This is a genomic window from Sporomusa aerivorans (assembly GCF_041428895.1).
Lineage (GTDB): Bacteria > Bacillota > Negativicutes > Sporomusales > Sporomusaceae > Sporomusa > Sporomusa aerivorans.
Genome location: NZ_CP156926.1, coordinates 3,243,968 through 3,262,285, shown reverse-complemented (window position 1 = coordinate 3,262,285; position 18,318 = coordinate 3,243,968). Strand labels below are relative to the sequence as shown.

17 protein-coding genes are annotated in these 18,318 nt (G+C 46.4%); 2 read left to right on the top strand and 15 right to left on the bottom strand.

What is annotated here, in order from left to right:
- Positions 1-11: 11 nt before the first annotated feature.
- The 9 genes from dnaK to gpr form a co-directional block, all read right to left on the bottom strand.
- Positions 12-1,856, bottom strand: a complete 1,845-nt coding sequence (gene dnaK, locus SATMO3_RS15435) for a molecular chaperone DnaK (RefSeq protein WP_371370631.1) — start codon at positions 1,854-1,856, stop codon at positions 12-14.
- 32 nt (positions 1,857-1,888) lie between these two features.
- On the bottom strand, positions 1,889-2,455 hold the full coding sequence (gene grpE, locus SATMO3_RS15430; protein WP_371370630.1) for a nucleotide exchange factor GrpE: 567 nt from the start codon (positions 2,453-2,455) through the stop codon (positions 1,889-1,891).
- An 18-nt stretch (positions 2,456-2,473) separates the two neighbouring features.
- On the bottom strand, positions 2,474-4,057 hold the full coding sequence (locus SATMO3_RS15425) for a TCP-1/cpn60 chaperonin family protein (protein ID WP_371370629.1): 1,584 nt from the start codon (positions 4,055-4,057) through the stop codon (positions 2,474-2,476).
- 14 nt (positions 4,058-4,071) lie between these two features.
- The gene (gene hrcA, locus SATMO3_RS15420; protein WP_371370628.1) at positions 4,072-5,103 is read right to left on the bottom strand and encodes a heat-inducible transcriptional repressor HrcA; all 1,032 of its coding nucleotides are present in this window, start codon (positions 5,101-5,103) and stop codon (positions 4,072-4,074) included.
- A gap of 111 nt (positions 5,104-5,214) precedes the next feature.
- Positions 5,215-6,354: a radical SAM family heme chaperone HemW gene (gene hemW / locus SATMO3_RS15415; RefSeq protein ID WP_371370627.1), complete on the bottom strand. Its 1,140-nt coding sequence runs from the start codon at positions 6,352-6,354 to the stop codon at positions 5,215-5,217.
- Positions 6,355-6,364: 10 nt separating this feature from the next.
- Positions 6,365-8,161, bottom strand: coding sequence for a translation elongation factor 4 (gene lepA / locus SATMO3_RS15410; protein WP_371381724.1), 1,797 nt, complete (start codon positions 8,159-8,161; stop codon positions 6,365-6,367).
- 103 nt (positions 8,162-8,264) lie between these two features.
- Complete coding sequence (locus tag SATMO3_RS15405; RefSeq protein WP_371370626.1) at positions 8,265-8,747, bottom strand: hypothetical protein; 483 nt, start codon at positions 8,745-8,747, stop codon at positions 8,265-8,267.
- Positions 8,748-8,772: 25 nt separating this feature from the next.
- Positions 8,773-9,879: a stage II sporulation protein P gene (spoIIP, locus tag SATMO3_RS15400; protein ID WP_371370625.1), complete on the bottom strand. Its 1,107-nt coding sequence runs from the start codon at positions 9,877-9,879 to the stop codon at positions 8,773-8,775.
- A gap of 111 nt (positions 9,880-9,990) precedes the next feature.
- Entirely contained in the window at positions 9,991-10,962 is a 972-nt protein-coding gene (gpr, locus tag SATMO3_RS15395; protein ID WP_371370624.1) for a GPR endopeptidase, read from the bottom strand.
- 151 nt (positions 10,963-11,113) lie between these two features.
- Here gpr and rpsT point away from each other — a divergent pair, with 151 nt between their 5' ends.
- On the top strand, positions 11,114-11,377 hold the full coding sequence (rpsT, locus tag SATMO3_RS15390; RefSeq protein ID WP_371370622.1) for a 30S ribosomal protein S20: 264 nt from the start codon (positions 11,114-11,116) through the stop codon (positions 11,375-11,377).
- 106 nt (positions 11,378-11,483) lie between these two features.
- On the opposite strand, the gene holA is transcribed toward rpsT, so the two are convergent.
- The 3 genes from holA to SATMO3_RS15375 all read right to left on the bottom strand — a co-directional run bounded on the left by holA (position 11,484) and on the right by SATMO3_RS15375 (position 15,631).
- Positions 11,484-12,524, bottom strand: coding sequence for a DNA polymerase III subunit delta (gene holA, locus SATMO3_RS15385; protein WP_371370621.1), 1,041 nt, complete (start codon positions 12,522-12,524; stop codon positions 11,484-11,486).
- Between the two features lie 111 nt (positions 12,525-12,635).
- The gene (locus SATMO3_RS15380; RefSeq protein ID WP_371381646.1) at positions 12,636-14,945 is read right to left on the bottom strand and encodes a DNA internalization-related competence protein ComEC/Rec2; all 2,310 of its coding nucleotides are present in this window, start codon (positions 14,943-14,945) and stop codon (positions 12,636-12,638) included.
- An 83-nt stretch (positions 14,946-15,028) separates the two neighbouring features.
- Positions 15,029-15,631, bottom strand: coding sequence for a helix-hairpin-helix domain-containing protein (locus SATMO3_RS15375; RefSeq protein WP_371381645.1), 603 nt, complete (start codon positions 15,629-15,631; stop codon positions 15,029-15,031).
- A 238-nt stretch (positions 15,632-15,869) separates the two neighbouring features.
- On the opposite strand from SATMO3_RS15375, the gene SATMO3_RS15370 reads away from it, so the two are divergent.
- The gene (locus SATMO3_RS15370) at positions 15,870-16,295 is read left to right on the top strand and encodes a HutP family protein (protein WP_371381644.1); all 426 of its coding nucleotides are present in this window, start codon (positions 15,870-15,872) and stop codon (positions 16,293-16,295) included.
- A 164-nt stretch (positions 16,296-16,459) separates the two neighbouring features.
- On the opposite strand, the gene SATMO3_RS15365 is transcribed toward SATMO3_RS15370, so the two are convergent.
- The 3 genes from SATMO3_RS15365 to SATMO3_RS15355 form a co-directional block, all read right to left on the bottom strand.
- On the bottom strand, positions 16,460-16,915 hold the full coding sequence (locus SATMO3_RS15365; RefSeq protein WP_371381643.1) for a hypothetical protein: 456 nt from the start codon (positions 16,913-16,915) through the stop codon (positions 16,460-16,462).
- A 128-nt stretch (positions 16,916-17,043) separates the two neighbouring features.
- Positions 17,044-17,772 carry a peptidoglycan-binding protein gene (locus SATMO3_RS15360; RefSeq protein ID WP_371381642.1) on the bottom strand — a complete coding sequence of 243 codons (729 nt, stop codon included), beginning with the start codon at positions 17,770-17,772 and terminating at the stop codon, positions 17,044-17,046.
- Between the two features lie 175 nt (positions 17,773-17,947).
- The gene (locus SATMO3_RS15355; RefSeq protein WP_371381641.1) at positions 17,948-18,223 is read right to left on the bottom strand and encodes a DUF1294 domain-containing protein; all 276 of its coding nucleotides are present in this window, start codon (positions 18,221-18,223) and stop codon (positions 17,948-17,950) included.
- Between the last annotated feature and the right edge of the window lie 95 nt (positions 18,224-18,318).

Genomic DNA, 18,318 nt, shown 5'->3' with positions numbered 1-18,318 from the left:
CCCAAACTTTTTTATTTCTTGTCATCATCCATTACTTTATACTCAGCGTCAACAACTTTGTCATCATTAGGCGCTCCCTGTGCGCCGTCTTGCGGACCACTAGGCTGGGCCCCCTCAGCCGGAGCATTGGCCTGATACATGGCAGCAGATAATTCATAAAGCGGTTTGGTAAGAGCTTCGGTATCTGTCTTAATGGCCTCAATATCGCTGCCTTTTAAAGATTCTCTCAATTTATCAGCAGCCTGCTGGACTTTTTCCACAAGGGCTTTATCTGCTTTATCGCCAAATTCTTTAATGGTTTTCTCTGCATTATATACCAAAGAATCGGCATTGTTGCGTACTTCTACTTCTTCCTTGCGTTTTTTATCGTCAGCGGCATGTGACTCGGCTTCCTTGACCATTCTTGCTACTTCGTCTTTATCAAGACCGCCGGAAGAAGTGATGGTAATCTTCTGCTCTTTGCCCGTGCCTAAATCTTTGGCGGATACATGGACAATACCGTTGGCATCGATATCAAAGGTAACTTCAATACGGGGTACGCCACGGGGAGCAGGCGGAATGCCCGAGAGTTCAAAACGGCCCAGGGTCTTATTGTACGAAGCCATTTCGCGTTCGCCCTGCAGAACATGGATATCAACAGAAGGCTGATTATCGGCAGCCGTCGAAAAAGTTTGGCTCTTCGATGTCGGAATCGTAGTATTACGATCGATAATCTTGGTAAATACCCCGCCTAACGTTTCGATGCCAAGGGAAAGCGGCGTTACGTCGAGCAGTAATACGTCTTTAACTTCGCCGACAAGCACGCCTGCCTGAATAGCTGCCCCCACAGCAACGCACTCGTCAGGATTAATACCTTTATGCGGTTCTTTACCCAGCGATTTTTTAATGGCCTCCTGAACTGCCGGGATACGGGTCGAACCGCCGACAAGAATTACTTTTTCAATATCTTTCGCCGTTAAACCGGCATCGCTTAAAGCCTGACGGGTTGGGCCCATGGTAGCTTCAACCAGATCGGCAGTAAGTTCATCAAATTTTGCCCGGCTTAAGTTTAGGTCAAGATGTTTTGGACCTGTTTGATCGGCGGTAATGAACGGGAGGTTAATATTGGTGGTAAGAACGCCTGATAATTCAATTTTGGCTTTTTCGGCAGCTTCTTTCAGACGCTGCATAGCCATGCGGTCGTTTGACAGGTCAATTCCTTGTTCCTTTTTGAATTCGGCAACCAGCCAGTTCATAACGCGCTCGTCAAAGTCGTCACCGCCCAGACGGTTGTTGCCGCTGGTTGCTTTAACTTCGAAGACGCCGTCTCCCAACTCAAGGATAGATACGTCAAAGGTGCCGCCGCCTAAGTCATATACCAAAATAGTGTGGTCATTGCCTTTATCCATCCCATAGGCCAGCGAAGCAGCCGTAGGTTCATTAATAATACGGAGTACTTCAAGGCCGGCGATTGCACCGGCGTCTTTGGTAGCCTGGCGCTGGCTGTCAGTAAAGTAGGCAGGAACAGTAATAACAGCCTGGGTAACTTTTTCGCCCAGATAAGCCTCGGCGTCTGCTTTAAGCTTCTGCAGAATCATAGCCGAAATTTCCTGCGGTGTGTAGTCCTTGCCTTCAATATTAACTTTATATGTTGTTCCCATATGGCGTTTGATAGAGCTGACAGTGCCATCAGGATTCGATACGGCCTGACGTTTGGCGATTTGTCCGATCAGACGTTCGCCATTTTTGGAAAAACCTACTACTGAAGGGGTAATACGGCTTCCCTCCGGATTTGGAATTACAACAGGCTCGCCGCCTTCCATTACAGCCACACATGAGTTGGTAGTACCAAGGTCAATACCAATTACTTTTGCCATCGTTAATTTCCTCCTTAAGTAAATAACCTTAATTAATTTCCTACTACTTTTACCATACTGGGACGGACTGTCCGTCCGTTAATTTTGTAGCCTTTTTGCAGCTCTTCCACAATCATGCCCTCAGGCTGGCAGGCGTCTTCCACCCGCATTACCGCTTCATGCTGCGTTGGGTCAAACAAATTTCCCACTGCATTAATCGGTTCTACACCCAACTGACACAAGGCATTATTTAATTGCCGGAAAATCATCTGCACTCCCGTGGACAATGTTTCCACATCAGTCGCAGTACTGGCTGTCGCCCGTTCAAAATTATCAACAACAGGCAGCAGTTCGCAAACAATCCGCTCAGCTACAACGGCTGACAATTCTTCTTTTTCCTGGCGGGTCCGCCGGCGGAAATTGTCAAAATCAGCCTGTAGCCGTTTATACCTGTCAGTCATCTCGTCGAGAAGGCGGCTTTTTTCATCCAATGCTGTCATAAATTGATTTATAGCATCAGGCTGAAAACAAATTTCCGGATTATCTTCGGAAACCGTTTTCTCTGTCGCGATTTCCTCTTGGATATCTTTCTGTCCTTGTTCCTGCTCTTTTTTTGTCATATTCTCCACCTCCAATTGTTAGAAATCAGGCATACCATTATCGGCGCCGCCGGCTTTTTGCGCATTGGCGCCTTCTTCTTTCTTCTTAATAATAGTATCTATGCGTAAAATAGCTACAGCTACTTCTCCTGCTGCCTTGATAGCATGCAATTTTACCGGAACCGGGTCGATAACCCCCCGCGTCAGCATATCGGTCACCTCACCGGTGTCACAGTCGACTCCCAGCGAATCACAATTTTGCGCGGCCTGGGCAGTAACTGCGTCTTCCACCTTTTCCAGCGGATTAAAGCCGGCATTCTCCACGATCTGTGATAAAGGCTGTTTGAGAGCGTTGGCCACGCAATCAAGACCATAAGCAGCCATGCCTTTGAGATTTTCCCGGTATTTGTTAACCTTCCGCGCCATTGCAATTTCAATAGAACCACCGCCCGGCACATAGCCGCCTTTCACAGCAGCCTGCACACTGGACGCGGCGTCTTTGGCGATTCGTTCCCTCTCGCCTACCACTTCTTCAGTAGCCGCTCCTACCAAGATGGTAGCCATAGGTTTGCCATTACCGCCAATAACACGGACTTGTTCAAGCTTTTCATCCTGATATACTTTTTCAGCGGCACCTAGATATTTCTCAATATCAACCGGTTCTTTTTTGAGGCCGGTCCTTTTTATCATGCGTGCTCCGGTGTGGTCAGCCACCCGTCGCAGATCTTTTGCAGATACCCGTTCGATTACCATGACATTTGCGTCTGTGAGCAGTTCCTCGGCTGCGCTATGTACACCCCTGTCAACCATGACAACATTGATACCCAAGTCGACAATTTTCTGCACATTGGTTTTAAACTCATCCTGCAGTTCTATATAGCGTTTAAAGCCTGCTTCTGTGCTCAGAGCCTCATCTTCAATCTCTTCCGGCTCCAGGGCATCATCAATCAAAAGCAGCCTGGCATTTCTAACTTCTTCAGGCATTTCCTGGGTCATACGCTCCTGATCAACAATAACTCCCAGAAAAACTTCGTTATCAGCACCGGCTTCAGCAGTAATGATATCAGATAGTTTAAAGTTATGCTCAGTAAGTTTTTCAACCCCGATCAGTTTTGCCGCTTCCACAACCAAATCGGCAATATCCTCGTGTTCCCGTCCGGCAATCATGGCAATACTGCGTAAGATGGGATCATCGACTTCGGTAATAGAGCGGGCACGTTCTTTAACTCCCTCCAGAACCCGGGCCACACCGTATTTTATACCTTCAATTACCCGGGCGACAGGCACGCCGCGCATGACTTGATTTACTCCCTCGGCCACCAGACTCCCGGCCATAATAGTAGTTGTCGTAGTGCCATCCCCTACTTCGGCTTGTTGAGCCTTGGCTGTATTGATAAGCATTTTTGCCGCCGGATGATTAACATCCATCTTATCTAAGATAGTAACGCCATCATTAGTAATGATAACTTCACCAAAACGGTCAACAAGCATAGTATCCAGCCCTTTAGGACCGATTGTGCCCTCAACGGCAGCCGTAATTGCCCGGACAGCATTGGCATTGGTTAATAAGGCTGCCAGTCGTTCGTCGACATCGGCACCGCTGCCAGCTTGCTTTAAATTCATGTAGTTCCTCCCATCTATAGTACTTTGTACTTTTCCAAAATTTCTCCCAAATGGCGCTGCATAAATTTTAACACAGACATGGTTTTACCATATTCCATCCGGGTCGGACCAAGCACGGCAACAGTCCCTACCACCTGACCGTCAATACGGTAAGTAGCCTGGACAACACTGCAGTCATGGATGCCTGTATATTTATTCTCCTGACCAATGGTTACAACTATACCATCATTGTTTGCCATATGAAGAATATCACACAATAAGCGGTCTTCTTCCAGCATGGTTAGCAAGCCTTTGACCTTATCCACATCCCTGAATTCGGGCTGGTTCAACATCTGAGTCGTGCCGCCAAGATAAACTTTCTCATTTTTCTCGCCGGTAAGAATATGCTTAAGTAAGGTGATTGCTCTTTCATATAAGGCAGGGTCAGGCAGGATGTCATTTTGAATATCTTGCAACACCGGTGCGGTTATCCGGTCAACAGAAAGCCCCCCCAGGTGCGAATTAATCGCATTGGCTACGCGGCTCAATTCTTCATGGTTCAGCCCTTCCGGTATTTCGATGATTTTGTTTTCTAAAAGCCCGGTATCGGTGACAATGACGACAATTGACCTGCGTTCATCCAGCGGCAAAAACTGCAGGTATTTAAAGGTACACTGCGAGACTTGCGGCGCCAGCACCATGGACACATTGCGGGTCATGCGCGACAAAATCTTGACTGTCTCCTGAAATACTTCATCAATCCGGCGAGCCTTGGTCTGATACCAATTGTCAATAATCTGAATATCGCGGTCAGAAATCTGCGGCGGCGCCAGTAAACAGTCGACATAAAAGCGGTAGCCTTTAACAGAAGGAATTCTGCCGGCCGAAGTATGCGGCTGCTCCAGGTAGCCCAACAGTTCTAGATCTGCCATTTCATTGCGGATAGTGGCCGGACTAACTCCCAGATTGTATTTACGGGCAATCGTCCGCGAGCCGACCGGTTCTGCGGTGGATATATAGTCATCAATAATAGCCTGCAAGATTTGCCGTTTTCTTCCATCCAACATCGACTCCACCTCCTTGTTGTTAGCACTCATATCGATCGAGTGCTAACATCTACTAAAAAAATACCACTCATCGGACTCAATGTCAAGATAGTATAGGGGTTTCTTGGCAGGCTAATCAGGTAAAAAACTGCTAAAAACCACATTGCCAAACTTCATGCCTCTTTCAGTAAGCCAAATTTGCTTATCATCGGCTTGGACAAGTTGTTGCCGGTGTAGTTTTTCAAAATTCCTACCAAAGTGATGAAAAAAATCAACAGAAAACTGCTTGGCAAAAGCGGCCAGTTCCATTCCCCGTGTTGTGCGCAAAGCCAGGAAAATAAACTCAGCCATAGCGTCTCCTCTGCCTACTGTCTCACTCATAACGACCGGAGACAGGCCAGCCGCGATTACATCGATGAACTCTTGTATGCCGGCTGCATTGCTTGTTCGTTGCCTGTTTATAAAGGAATGGGCGGCTGCTCCCAGTCCGAGATATGGCTGATAATGCCAGTATTTTAGGTTATGACGGCATTCCATACCGTTGCGGGCAAAATTAGAAATTTCATAACGCTGTAAGCCTTGGCTTGGCAAAAATTCGGTCATGACATCATACATAGCTTCCTCTGTCTCGTCATCCGGCAACGTTATTTTCCCTTGCTCATATAGAGCAGCCAACGGAGTATCTTCCTCGAGCTTAAGACCGTATACAGAAACATGACTGGTATGTAATGCAGCTGCCAGCTTAAGCTCATTAAGAAAACCGTCTGCCGTCTGTCCCGGCAGGCCATACATCAAATCGATGCTGATATTGGTAAAACCCGCATCATATGCATGCTCTACAGCCGCAATACTGTCGGACGCTTTATGAATGCGGCCTAACCGGGCGGTCAGCTCATCGTCAAAAGACTGGACGCCAAAACTTAGCCTGTTTATGCCCGCCTGTTTTAACAAACATAGCTGCTCCCGGGATATTGTACCAGGGTTTGCTTCCATACTGATTTCCGCCCCGGCGGTAACAGCAAAGCTGGCAAAAAGACTTTTCAGAATTTGTTCCAGTAAGTGAACAGGCAGTATGCTCGGTGTACCGCCGCCTAAATATATTGTGTCAACCTCAGGCTTACATAACTTACCGCCCTGGTCAGCAATCTGCTGACACAAGGCGGTAGTATAAGCTGAAAATAAATGTTCGGTTCCCGGGTAGGAGGAAAAATCACAGTACAAGCATTTTTGCCTGCAAAACGGGATATGAACATATAAACCAAGCTTAGTCATGCGATTTACCTTAATCCATCTTTAAAATTGCCATAAATGCTTCCTGGGGAACTTCTACACTACCGACCTGCTTCATGCGCTTTTTGCCCTCTTTTTGTTTTTCCAGCAGCTTGCGTTTACGGGTAATGTCACCGCCATAGCATTTGGCCAGCACGTCTTTGCGCATTGCCCGAACGGTCTCACGGGCAATTACTTTGTTGCCAATTGCAGCCTGGATAGGGATTTCGAACATTTGCTTCGGGATGATGCCCTTTAGTTTTTCTGCAAGTGCACGCCCACGCTGGGTAGCCCGGTCCCGGTGAACGATAACGCTCAAAGCGTCAACCGGCTCGCCGTTTAACAAAATATCCAGTTTAACAAGCGCTGAAGTCTGATAACCCAAAAGTTCATAATCAAGGGATGCATATCCTCGCGTTGAAGATTTTAGCTTGTCAAAATAGTCAAAGATTATTTCGCTGAGCGGCAGGTGGTAGGTTATCATGACCCGGTTGGCATCCAGATATTTCATATCTTTAAATTCACCGCGTTTGTCCTGGGAGAGCTCCATCACTGCCCCGACATAATCATTGGGGACAATAACCGTTGCTTTAACGTACGGTTCTTCAATGTGGTCAATCTCCTGAACAGTCGGCAGTTTTGACGGGTTTTCAATCTCAATGATCTCACCGTCGGTCTCAAACACACGGTAAATAACGCTTGGCGCAGTGGTAATAAGCGTCAGGTTATATTCGCGCTCTAAACGTTCCTGGATAACATCCATATGCAATAAGCCCAAAAAACCGCAGCGGAACCCGAACCCAAGCGCAATAGACGTTTCCGGCTCAAAGACAAGTGAAGCATCATTAAGCTGAAGTTTCTCTAAGGCGTCACGCAAATTCTCATAATCGGAGCTGTCAACCGGATAAAGCCCGCAATACACCATCGGCGTAATTTTACGGTACCCCGGCAACGGTTCTGCTACCGGGCGGTCTGCAGTTGTTATTGTGTCGCCTACCCGGGTGTCTTTTACATTTTTAATACTGGCGGCTACGAAACCGACCTGACCTGGCCCCAACTCATCAATATTGGCGAGATATGGTTTGAATACTCCTACCTCAGTCACGTCAAAAATTTTATTGGTAGCCATCATTTTAATCTTCATTCCCGGCTTGATATGCCCGTTCATCACCCGGACATAGGCAATTACACCCTTATAGGAGTCAAAATGCGAGTCAAAAATGAGTGCGCTTAATGGTTCATCAGCCTTACCGGCAGGCGGCGGCACCTTTTTCACAATTGCTTCCAGTATTTCTTCAATACCTGTGCCGGTTTTTGCACTCGCCAGAACGGCATCAGAAGTATCCAGACCGATTACGTCTTCGATTTCGGCTTTAACCCTTTCGGGCTCAGCACTTGGCAAATCAATTTTATTAATTACAGGCACAATTTCCAAATCATGTTCCAGCGCCAGATAGACATTGGCCAGGGTCTGGGCTTCAATTCCCTGGGCAGCATCAACTACTAACAGAGCCCCCTCACAGGCTGCCAAGCTCCGGGAAACTTCATAGGTAAAATCAACGTGGCCCGGAGTGTCAATTAGGTTAAGCATGTACTTTTCGCCGTCTTTTGCAGTATATGCCAGCCGGACGGCCTGAGCCTTGATTGTAATGCCACGCTCGCGTTCAAGCTCCATTTGATCTAAAACCTGGTCCTCCATCTCGCGGGCAGAGAGAGCTCCTGTATATTCCAGCAACCGGTCTGCAAGTGTCGACTTGCCATGGTCGATATGGGCGATTATAGAAAAATTGCGAATATGTGCTGTATCCATCAAACTGGGGCCCCTCCCTGGTATAAATCTGGTTTTTTACATATTTCTATAAATTATACCATCAGCCGCCCGTTAACTGCAAGCTCTACCTGAATTCCCGCCGCTAGTCGGTAATTTGTTGAATAATACTCTGAACCTCTGCTTTTAGAGTTTGAACGTTAGCCTTAATATAAGGCTTAAGCTCTATCCAGTACTCCATAATCTTTTTCTTGACCGCAAAAGCTTCCTCCACAAACTGCTGCCGCCAGATGTCAAGCCAATGCAGCACTTGCACACCGTTAATTTCTACCCTGGCGGGTACGACAAGTGCATATTTGTCAAAACGCAGCACCACAGTATGGTCTGTGCGGGAAATAGTACATAATGGATATAAATTGCCCAGTGATAGTCCATGGCCTAACACATAGGCTGAATATACATGCTCCTGATCACGGCCAATGTAAAAGAACCGTTCTTGTTCAGGACGCTGTGTGAGTGTATTCAACTGGTGTTCAGCCACTCCCACACCTATCACCACAATGGCTGCCAGTACCAGGAGGCCACGGGCAATCACACCGCTATCACCAGGCTTTACCTGTTCCGACACGTAAACAAAAACCTCCTGATTGCTGTTAACGGTTTTCAGCCAGTATCTCTGCCAAAACATCGCCGAAAACTTCTATACTGCGTACAGCTTCCTCTTTGCTGCTTTCCTGAGAACCCACTTCAATAAGAAGCGCCCTGGGGTGAAGGTGCTGATTGTATCGCCACTCAACAAGTTGTATGCCGCGGCATAATCCCGGATATTTTGCATTTAACTTGGCATCTATCAATTTTGCAAAGGCATGGTTTTGCTGCCAGTGGGGCTGAGGCAAATCCTGTTGCCCGGTAGCGACGACAATAGTTATTTTAGCTAACTGTACACCATTATAGTCTGCTGTTACGTTTTGCCGCTTATCAGCATCCCGGTGAATATCGAAAATCATCTGAATAGACGGATTGTCTGCCAACATTTTTTGTGCCGTTACTTCTGAAGGTCCATATGCTTTCATAAAACTCGGGTAATCATGTATGGCGGCGCTGTGAACCGCCGGCACTCCGGCTTTTTCCAAGCGCTTGGCCAAGGCTATGCCTACATCAACAATATCGCCCCGCTGTCCTCCCGGCCGGTGGGCAACTCCGGAGTTGGGAATAAAGGCTTCAGCGGTATGAGTATGATAGATGCCTACTAAGGGCTTATCGGCATTTACTACAACGTCCTTGGCATCAAATTTCGGAAAGTTGGGTAAAGTGGCTGCGCTTACTGTGGGGGTAACTGGCTTAGGGAATACTTGCATATAAGGCATTTCCTGGGACAGCAACGACTTTACGTCTTTAAAATCAACACCCGAGAAAAACCCTACTAGTTTCTGACCAAGGGATTCCGCATCCAACTCGGGGGTTATTACAATAGGACTTTGCGGCTGTGTAGTTCTCGCCAGGCCGGGAATACCCCAAATAAGCACGTCCTTTCCTTTCGGCCAAAACGATGTCAGGGGCGAGCCGTAGAAAGCCGGACTGCTTACCGGGACCGCGCTGGTAGTGAGGTTAAAATACACACCGAGAAATAAGCCGCAGGCCACAATTAATAAAAATCCGGTTAATACAATGTTAAAAATCTTAGAGGTGCTGTAAACATGTATGAAGTGATACCATAACCTGCGTTTAGTGCTCTGTTTGCGTTCTTTTCTTGTTACCATTGCCGCCTCCGCCAGACTCCCACATTGGTTGTCCTTTGCTATTTTTGTTTACATACAATGTATATGCCTGGCGGCAGGCAGATATTACTTTTTTAGCGGACTAGCTTTACATTAATGTAAATACATATGAATATTCTCATAATCTATATTGGGATGCATAGCCTGATTTATACCACCGGCCACGACAGCGGCAATATCTTCAATCAGCCTGTCCACTTCCTTTGGAGTTACCATAAGATCACCCAGCATTTCCGGCAGTACTTGCCGGACAATAGTTTGTCTGTCCTGATCTGATAAATTGGCCATGCTTTTGAAGTACCGGCCAAAAGCGGCATGTTCCTGCAGGGTGTTAATGGTGTCCATAGCAATAGTTGAAGCATGTACAACGGTTGGTACGCCAATGGCGATAACAGGAACACCAAGAGAAGACTGGGTCAGGCCAAACCGTTTATTGCCAACACCGGAACCAGGATGTATACCTGTATTAGCCAATTGAACGGTGGTAATTACTCTTTGGCTGGAGGCAGCAGCCAAAGCATCTATGGCAATAACCAAACTAGGTTTAATATTGCTGACGATTCCCTGGATAATCTCTGCGGTTTCCATGCCGGTAATGCCAAGTACACCTGGCGCAATTGCACAAACTGAACGCACTCCGCCTTTTAGCTCCGGTGACAGCATTTCCTGAAGATGACGGGTGACAACGATTTTGTGTGCAGCCCGCGGCCCTAATGCATCGGGAGTAACATTCCAGTTGCCCAGACCAACAATTAAGACAGTTGCATTGCGGGGCAGATTAACCATGGCAACCAGTTCATCAGCCAAAAATTTCATTATTTTTTCCTGCAGAGGGGTATTTTTATACCGTAAACCGGGAGCTTCAATGGTAATATACTTTCCTTGCATTTTTCCCATCATTTTCTCGGCAGCGGGAGTAGTAATATTTACACGGGTTATAACGACATCGTCGTCTTCACTGGTTTCAACCAAGACTCCGGGAATCTCCTCCTGTACTCTTTTGGTCAGCATTTCTCTGGCCTCTAAAGCCAAATCTGTTCTTACTGCATTAAAGACTTGATCCATAAATCCTTCTCCTTTATACCCAGAATGGTTCAGACCTATCTTATCCTGAAAAAAAGGAGGCTATACCCAAGTTAGTTTACTTTATTGCTTGCTTTTTCCTGTAGGCCATGCTAAAATAGTTCAGTAATATGTACATAAGGAGGTGAATTACTTGCCAAATATTAAAGCATCTGAGCGTAGCGTAAAAACTGACGCTGAACGGCGTGCCCGCAATTATTCGGTAAGATCAGCGATTAAAACTTCTACCCGTAAAGTGGAGGAAGCTGCACATGCCGGTAAAGCAGATGAGGCCAAGACCCTCCTGACTCAAGCTGCAAGCGTTATCGACAAAGCAGCCGCCAAGGGCGTTATTCATAAAAATGCCGCTGCCCGTAAAAAATCCCGTCTGGCCCGTAAAGCCACTGCTGCAAAATAAGTTTAGAAATGATTGAAACCCTGTTCACTTTTGTGTGTACAGGGTTTTCGTTTTGCTAAAAACTTTGTGTGTTCGGCCTCCTGCTTCAACAATGCGTCATTACAGCCTACTCACAGAGTTCAATTATTATTTTTTCCAGGACAACCGGACCTGTACGGCTTGATTTTAAGCTCCGGTCTGCATCTGCCAGACTGAGCATGGCTTTTTGCAACTTGTCCCTGGTGAACCCCTGACTTTGTTTGACCAGTTTCTCACCAATAAAGCCTGGAACTTTAAAGTACTCTGCCACCTCACGACTGCCATAGCCGCTATGCATCAGTTCTTTGGCCTGCCATAACTGTCTGACCTGCCTCGCCAACAAGGCCAGGATTCTAACAGGATGTTCACCTGCAGTCAATTGTTCTCTGAGCAGGGTAATGGCTTGCGGTGTTTGTTTTTGACTCAGCGCTTCTACCATGGTAAATATTGACACTTCCGGGACCGATGATAAAATTTGCGTTAAGTCCTGGCGGGTAACAAGGCTTTTGCCGGCTGTATACAGTACAACCTTTTCCAGCTCATTATTTAAGAAATCGAGAGAAACCTGCGGCATCATGCTAACAGCCGCCAGCAAATGCTCCTGGGCTTCAGGAGCCATTTTTATTTTTATTTCCCGCAGGCGCTCGGTAAGCCAATTGCGCAACGCCTTACCTTTTAAAGGAGCAGCCTCACAAATAACGCCGTTCTTTTCGATTGCTTTATAAATCTTACGGCGTTTATCCGGTTTGTCAGTTGCAATGAAGACAACATGGCTGTAGGCAGGCATGCTGGCAAACAGTTGAACTAACCGTTCTGTTACAGCATCCGTTTTGTCCTGAACTTCACCGGAACTTCCTTTGCGCCCGGCGCTAAACAACGCCGCTCCGCGCACAATAATCAGGTTTTTTCCCCCTAAAAACGGTATAGTTTCAATAGTATTGATAAGTTCCTCCGGCGGAGGGTCCTTCTCAAACACTATGAGGTTCATGTCCCGGTCCTCAGGGGCAACAATACCGGCAATCAACGCCTGCTCAATTTGGCGCAGCTGGTAAGTTTCCTCACCGTATAGTAAGTAGATGGCAGCAATGTTATTCTGCTTGATAGCACTAACTAGAGATTTATAGTCCATATTTCACCTTCTCATAAAGTTAACTTAGCTTGAGGTGGAATTTTATCCCCACTGAAGTTAAATCGCCCTTAATAAGGGACTTAGCTTGCTTAACTTTCACTTGGTATTTTATCATTTTACATAAGTATCCGCTACTATTGTTGTGCCATCAGAAGTAAAAACTATGGCTCCGTGCTTGTCTGTACGGTACACTATCGCATTTTGTTTATCGGTCAGCCGGGCTAACGTTTCCGGGTGAGGATGACCAAACCGATTGTTGTAGCCTGCGGAAATAACGGCGAAACTTGGATTAACCGCCTGCAGAAAGGGCAGCGTGGTTGATGTTTCCGAGCCATGGTGTCCGACTTTTAGCACAGTACACGGAGGAATCTCCTTTGTTAGCAGTTCCTCTTCACCCTTTGCCTCCAGATCACCGGTTATCAAAAAACTGTGTTGCCCATAACTGACTCTGATGACGCTGGATGCCTCATTTCCTGCAGCTGCCGTATTACCTTTCGCATTGCCACCGGGAGTATGGATAATAGTAAATACTACTCTGTCAAGCGAAAATACCTGACCGGTATAAGCGGGAATAATCGCTGCCTTGTGGCTGCCATGCAGCAGTGCCTGGACAGCAGGGGTATAGTCTTCCCGTGCCAGCATAATATTCGCAATTTTTATATGGGAAGCAACACCGGCGGCCCCGCCGGCATGGTCCTGATGGCCGTGGGTCAAAATGAGATATTCGATAGCTGTCACACCATAGTGTTTGAGATAAGGCGCAACCACCCGCTCGCCAATATCAAAGTTTGAGCCGCCGAAACTGCCTCCGGTATCAATCAGCACAGCCTTACCCAAGGGAGTAATCACAAGCGTGGCATCCCCCTGCCCCACATCGATAAAATGTACGGTTACAGGATGCGGATACCAGTTTGCGACTATCAGCAGCAAAACAATCATTACAGCGGTTAACATACTGGTCTTCGGCCATTGCCCGGCAAGCTGCCGCGGGCCTTTAATATTCCATGGCCGCCAGCCATACACCCACGCTAAGACGATATAAAAAACCAGACTGCCAGCAGGACCTACAGAAGGAATGTATACCGAACTGTAGGGCACTGATGCCAACAGTGCGGTAAGCATAACGATACCACCGGTTATTAGACTTAAGAGCACAAATATCACAGTCCCTCCTGCCGGAAAAACTGTATAAATAAATACTCCCGCCAATCCAAGAATGATGATCAGTTCTACACCAGGCAGTATTATGATATTGGCAACAAAGGATATTACCGAAAAATTGTTAAAGTACCAGGCAATAAATGGTACCACGCCAAGCTGGGCGCTTACCGTCACGGCCAGCGGTCCTGCCAGCCAGGCCGGCCATCCCTTCAGAGCGGCTAATGTCGGCTGATATAAAAGTACCAATCCCGCTGTGGCCCCCAGGGACAATTGAAAACTAATGTCATACAGTAACAGCGGCTGATAAATGAGCATAACCAGTGCTGTTGCCGCGAGCGCAACAGGAGCATAATTTTCCCGGTCAAGCATGACTGCCAGCAGGCTGATAAGTCCCATCAGCGCAGAACGGATTACCGGCGGTGTAAGGCCGCTCATCACCGCATATATCATGATTGCCATAATTGCCAAAACCGCGCTTGGCAATGAGCCTAAGCGGATGCGGCTGCTAAACCATCTTACCACTCCCGCCACTAACGCCATATGAGCGCCAGACACCGATAAAATATGTATTAATCCGGTCGTGGTAAAATCGGCAACGACATCTTTGTCAATCCCTTCATAGCCCCCAAATAACATGGCCGTTATGATAGCAGCATCATTGACCGGCATTACCTCTTGCATTGCCTTAATTATGCTGTTTTGCCACCTGTTCAGCCGTTCACGCCAAGAGAACGGAGTATGCGCCTCAACGATCTTAACGTCCTTCGCCTGTGCAGACATACGCGCAGTAACGCCTTGTCGCTTTAAAGACATGGTTATATCGATTTGTCCCGGATTATTGTATCCATGCAGTTCGAGCAGTTGTCCGTTAACGGCAATTTTATTGCCATAGGCCGCAGGCTTGCCCTTATCGTTATCCTTATGATGAACATATATCCGGACCTTGCCGCTGGCGCGCACCGCATTTGTAGATCGCAGCGGCTTTACCGTCTCAACATTAATCAGGTATTTTAGCTGCCGTCCTCCTATCCCGGTTTCATGTATTTCCGGCACGCCGTCAACCATACCCTCCACAATTACTGTCTGCCCGGCATAATGGCTGATATCATCAGCCGGCAGTACCATCTCCTGACAATAATAAATCATACCGGCAATAAAAAACAAGCCGGTTAAAGGCCAAATACAATTTTGCATTTTTTTTTGCACATGCCATAATGCAGCAGACAGTAATACTATGGCCAGCATTACCAGTGTCGGCACATGCCAGTCTCGGATCCCTGCTAGCCAAATACCCGCAGCAAAGGCGCCGCAAACATAGATAATACAATTCGCAAACACCATAGCTATATGGTTACTTTGGCTTTAAATTGATTGTATTTGGCTTCGCCTATACCGGGCACTTTCTTCAGCTCCGCAGTGTCGCGAAAAGATCCGTTGGCATTACGGTATTCAATAATACGTTCAGCCAAAGCTGGCCCAATCCCAGGTAATTGATCCAGCTCAGTTTTCGATGCCGTATTTATATTAACTAATCCGCCGTCATTGCCACTGGTCTTGCTGCCTAGAGGCGCATTGGCGCTTGGCACCGCGACCGTATTCATATAAGGAACATGGATTTGCATCTCATCCTTAAGGAGCATCGCCAGATTGATTTTAGCCGCATCCGCACCAGGGGCAAAGCCTCCGGCCAGATTAACTACATCGACAACACGGCTGCCCTGCGACAGCTTATATACGCCGGGCTTAATAACCCCACCGCTGACATAAATGAATATTTCACTGTCAGCATCGTTTTGCCTGGCAACAGGGGAAGCGCTTTTGGGCGCCGCCGGCGGATTCACATTTTGGCCATCGCCAGTTTTCTCTATAAAAGAATAAAAACTATAAGCGAGAATTCCGCATGCCAGCGCAATAATAATCACCAGTTTTTTCTGCAGAAAGCCCATAAGCATACCCCGCCTTACATTTTTGCATACTATTTCAACATACGCCGGCAATATCCTGCATTTTTCTCAAAATATGGTAATTAAATTTACATATATCCCCATTGACAATACTTTTTATATTGATTAGCATAGGATTGTATCGTTCGGAAAATTATGGCTGACAATCATCCGATCAGGTTATGCCCTGCCTGTAAATCTTTATTGGATATTATATATAGAATAAAATAGGAGATTTGTAATGACAGAACTAACCAGTATTGATATTGGACGAGCTGCGCTGAAGATGGCGATAAGCGAGACACGTCAGGATGAACAGGAAACACGTCAATTGCTAGCTAAGCGTGCTATCCAGTCAGTAGCCGTCGATTTTGGCGGCGAGTACATCCCTTCCGTCAAAAAAATAATCGAAAGAGCTGTTGTAGCCGCGCAACGCCAAAATCTGGTACCAAGCAATCATGTGGGTGAAGGCGCAGTCGCCGGAGCTGTACATGACGCATTGGAACAAGTTTCTGCAAAAGCTGTGGGGCTTAACGTGGGTGGAAAAATTGGCATCGCCCGTCATGGTGAACACCTTTGCGTAGCTGTGTATTTTGGCGTTGGTGTTTTGAACCTGAATGAAGTGGCCGTAGGCTTGGCACATCGTTCCCTCCCGTTAAATAGTTAAAAAAAGAGTACATAAGTACTCTTTTTCGTTCTTCCTGAAACATAGCTTACGCTGAGCCTTGGTTGAAAGCGAAAGCCGATTGCCCGTATCCAGAAGGAAAGTTATAGTTTCTGACAGGAGAAAAAACGAGAGCACTTAACTCAAGTGCTCTCGTTCTGCATATTTTAGATACGGCTCAGCAACTGTGCAAGTACCTTGTATTTGGCTTCGCGTAAAGCCTGATCATAATCGACAATATACCATTCGTCGTCAATTTTTTCAAGCCCCACCGGTTTAATTACCAGATTAAGCGAATTTTGCTCTTGTTGCAGTGTGGCAACAGCCGCAGCAAAACTACCTTGTTGGGCAACAATCTTTACTGACAATAAATTCGAATATTTAATTGTTGAACTGGTCTGCCCTGTGACAAATTTAACTACTGTTTTCGTGTCAGCAATAGAATTTGGTGATACATAGAGTGAAGCTTCACTCATTCGACTGCCTTTGGCGGCATCGAAGAACCTATGTATTACCTGTTCCGGTGACAAGCCTGCCTCTCGTTTGACATCACTACCACCGCAACCTGCTGTCACAAGCAATGCTATCATGAGTACTGCTACTAAAACTAACTTGTTTCTCATAGTTTCCGACTCCTTTCCCTTATCGAGCATTATGTTAACTATGTTCAGGAGTATTATATCACAAAACACCCTTATTGCCTACGATATCCCCGCTGTTAATAACTGGTCCACAATAAAGCAGGGAAACTTTATTCATTAATCAGATATGCCGTTATATGCCGGCGTCCATATGCAAAGGCTTCATCCAGCGTCTCCATTGCAAGGTCTATCTTATATCCTTGTATCACACCGCCAATGTCATCGGCAACGGCATAACCGTAATCCGGAATATATAGCTTGCTGCCCAAGGGGATAACAGCGGGATCAACAGCGGCCAGTCCCCGACGGACATAGTTTCCGCGATATGTAAAGTCGGTACAGCCCTCATCAAATCGGGTATATGCTGTCGCTTCCAGATGAATTGGATACCAATTCGCAGGTATGCCTGCAGCGGGCGGTGATTGATGGGATCTCCCCGGCACCGGTTTAGGCTGCTTGGAGGATGGATTTGGTTTCGGTATGACACTTTGAGCCGACTTAGATTTATTATCTTTTCTTGGCGGTTTATATTTTTTTAAAGCCTCCATAGTCTTAACGCCAACAATGCCATCGGCGTTTAATTTGGCAGCAACTTGGAAACTTTTTATCGCCGCATAGGTTGCTTTCCCGAATATTCCGTCAGCCTTCCCCTGAAGAAATCCTAATTTAATTAATCTTTCCTGAACTTCCCTAACGTCATCGCCCTTCATTCCATAGCGGACAATAATTTTCTTGTCCGCACCATTTTTGCCTTTTGCTTCATTGGCGGCTGCAAAAACGCCCGCATGGAAACAAATGATTATTCCAAATAAAACGAGAATAATCTTTTTACACATCATTTCACCTCACTTATATAGTTTACTTTACCATATATTACGTTAAATGGAATGGGAGAAAAGCACTATTTTGCTTAGTAATTAATACCAGCTTGCTGGGTTAAATCTTACGATGATATGTAAAAATAAAACGGCTGCCGGTTGTATGCCGGCAAGCCGTAAAGGTTCATATATGTCATTATTTCCATAAAATGTAGCCCCAAATCAGATTGACTAAAAAAAGAACAGGTATACCCAGGATAAAACTCCAATGTCGGGTTTTATGCCGGTAAGTATACATACCAGACAGCACACCGGCTGCGCCAAAAAACAGCGCAATGAAAAAAAATGTGCGTTCTCGGATTCGCCACTCTTTCTTGCACGCACGCCTTTTATCCAGCCTGACAAGCAAAAAAGCCGCCAGATTCCAGAAGAGATATGGCATTGACCAGATTAATAATTTAGAATCAAGCATAGTATCACTCCATATAAGAACCCTCGCTTTGTATTCTAAGCCGGGGATTCTTTATACTGACAGAATGCAATTTGCAATATCAATCATTTCCACAC

What these genes read in the sequence shown, in the direction of transcription:
- spoIIP (WP_371370625.1), bottom strand. Translation starts at nt 9,879, where the DNA reads ATGGTAACAAGAAAAGAACGCAAACAGAGCACTAAACGCAGGTTATGG.
- grpE (WP_371370630.1), bottom strand. Translation starts at nt 2,455, where the DNA reads ATGACAAAAAAAGAGCAGGAACAAGGACAGAAAGATATCCAAGAGGAA.
- hemW (WP_371370627.1), bottom strand. Translation starts at nt 6,354, where the DNA reads ATGACTAAGCTTGGTTTATATGTTCATATCCCGTTTTGCAGGCAAAAA.
- hrcA (WP_371370628.1), bottom strand. Translation starts at nt 5,103, where the DNA reads ATGTTGGATGGAAGAAAACGGCAAATCTTGCAGGCTATTATTGATGAC.
- SATMO3_RS15375 (WP_371381645.1), bottom strand. Translation starts at nt 15,631, where the DNA reads ATGGGCTTTCTGCAGAAAAAACTGGTGATTATTATTGCGCTGGCATGC.
- holA (WP_371370621.1), bottom strand. Translation starts at nt 12,524, where the DNA reads ATGGACTATAAATCTCTAGTTAGTGCTATCAAGCAGAATAACATTGCT.
- gpr (WP_371370624.1), bottom strand. Translation starts at nt 10,962, where the DNA reads ATGGATCAAGTCTTTAATGCAGTAAGAACAGATTTGGCTTTAGAGGCC.
- dnaK (WP_371370631.1), bottom strand. Translation starts at nt 1,856, where the DNA reads ATGGCAAAAGTAATTGGTATTGACCTTGGTACTACCAACTCATGTGTG.
- SATMO3_RS15425 (WP_371370629.1), bottom strand. Translation starts at nt 4,057, where the DNA reads ATGAATTTAAAGCAAGCTGGCAGCGGTGCCGATGTCGACGAACGACTG.
- lepA (WP_371381724.1), bottom strand. Translation starts at nt 8,161, where the DNA reads ATGGATACAGCACATATTCGCAATTTTTCTATAATCGCCCATATCGAC.
- SATMO3_RS15365 (WP_371381643.1), bottom strand. Translation starts at nt 16,915, where the DNA reads ATGAGAAACAAGTTAGTTTTAGTAGCAGTACTCATGATAGCATTGCTT.
- SATMO3_RS15360 (WP_371381642.1), bottom strand. Translation starts at nt 17,772, where the DNA reads ATGATGTGTAAAAAGATTATTCTCGTTTTATTTGGAATAATCATTTGT.
- SATMO3_RS15355 (WP_371381641.1), bottom strand. Translation starts at nt 18,223, where the DNA reads ATGCTTGATTCTAAATTATTAATCTGGTCAATGCCATATCTCTTCTGG.
- SATMO3_RS15370 (WP_371381644.1), top strand. Translation starts at nt 15,870, where the DNA reads ATGACAGAACTAACCAGTATTGATATTGGACGAGCTGCGCTGAAGATG.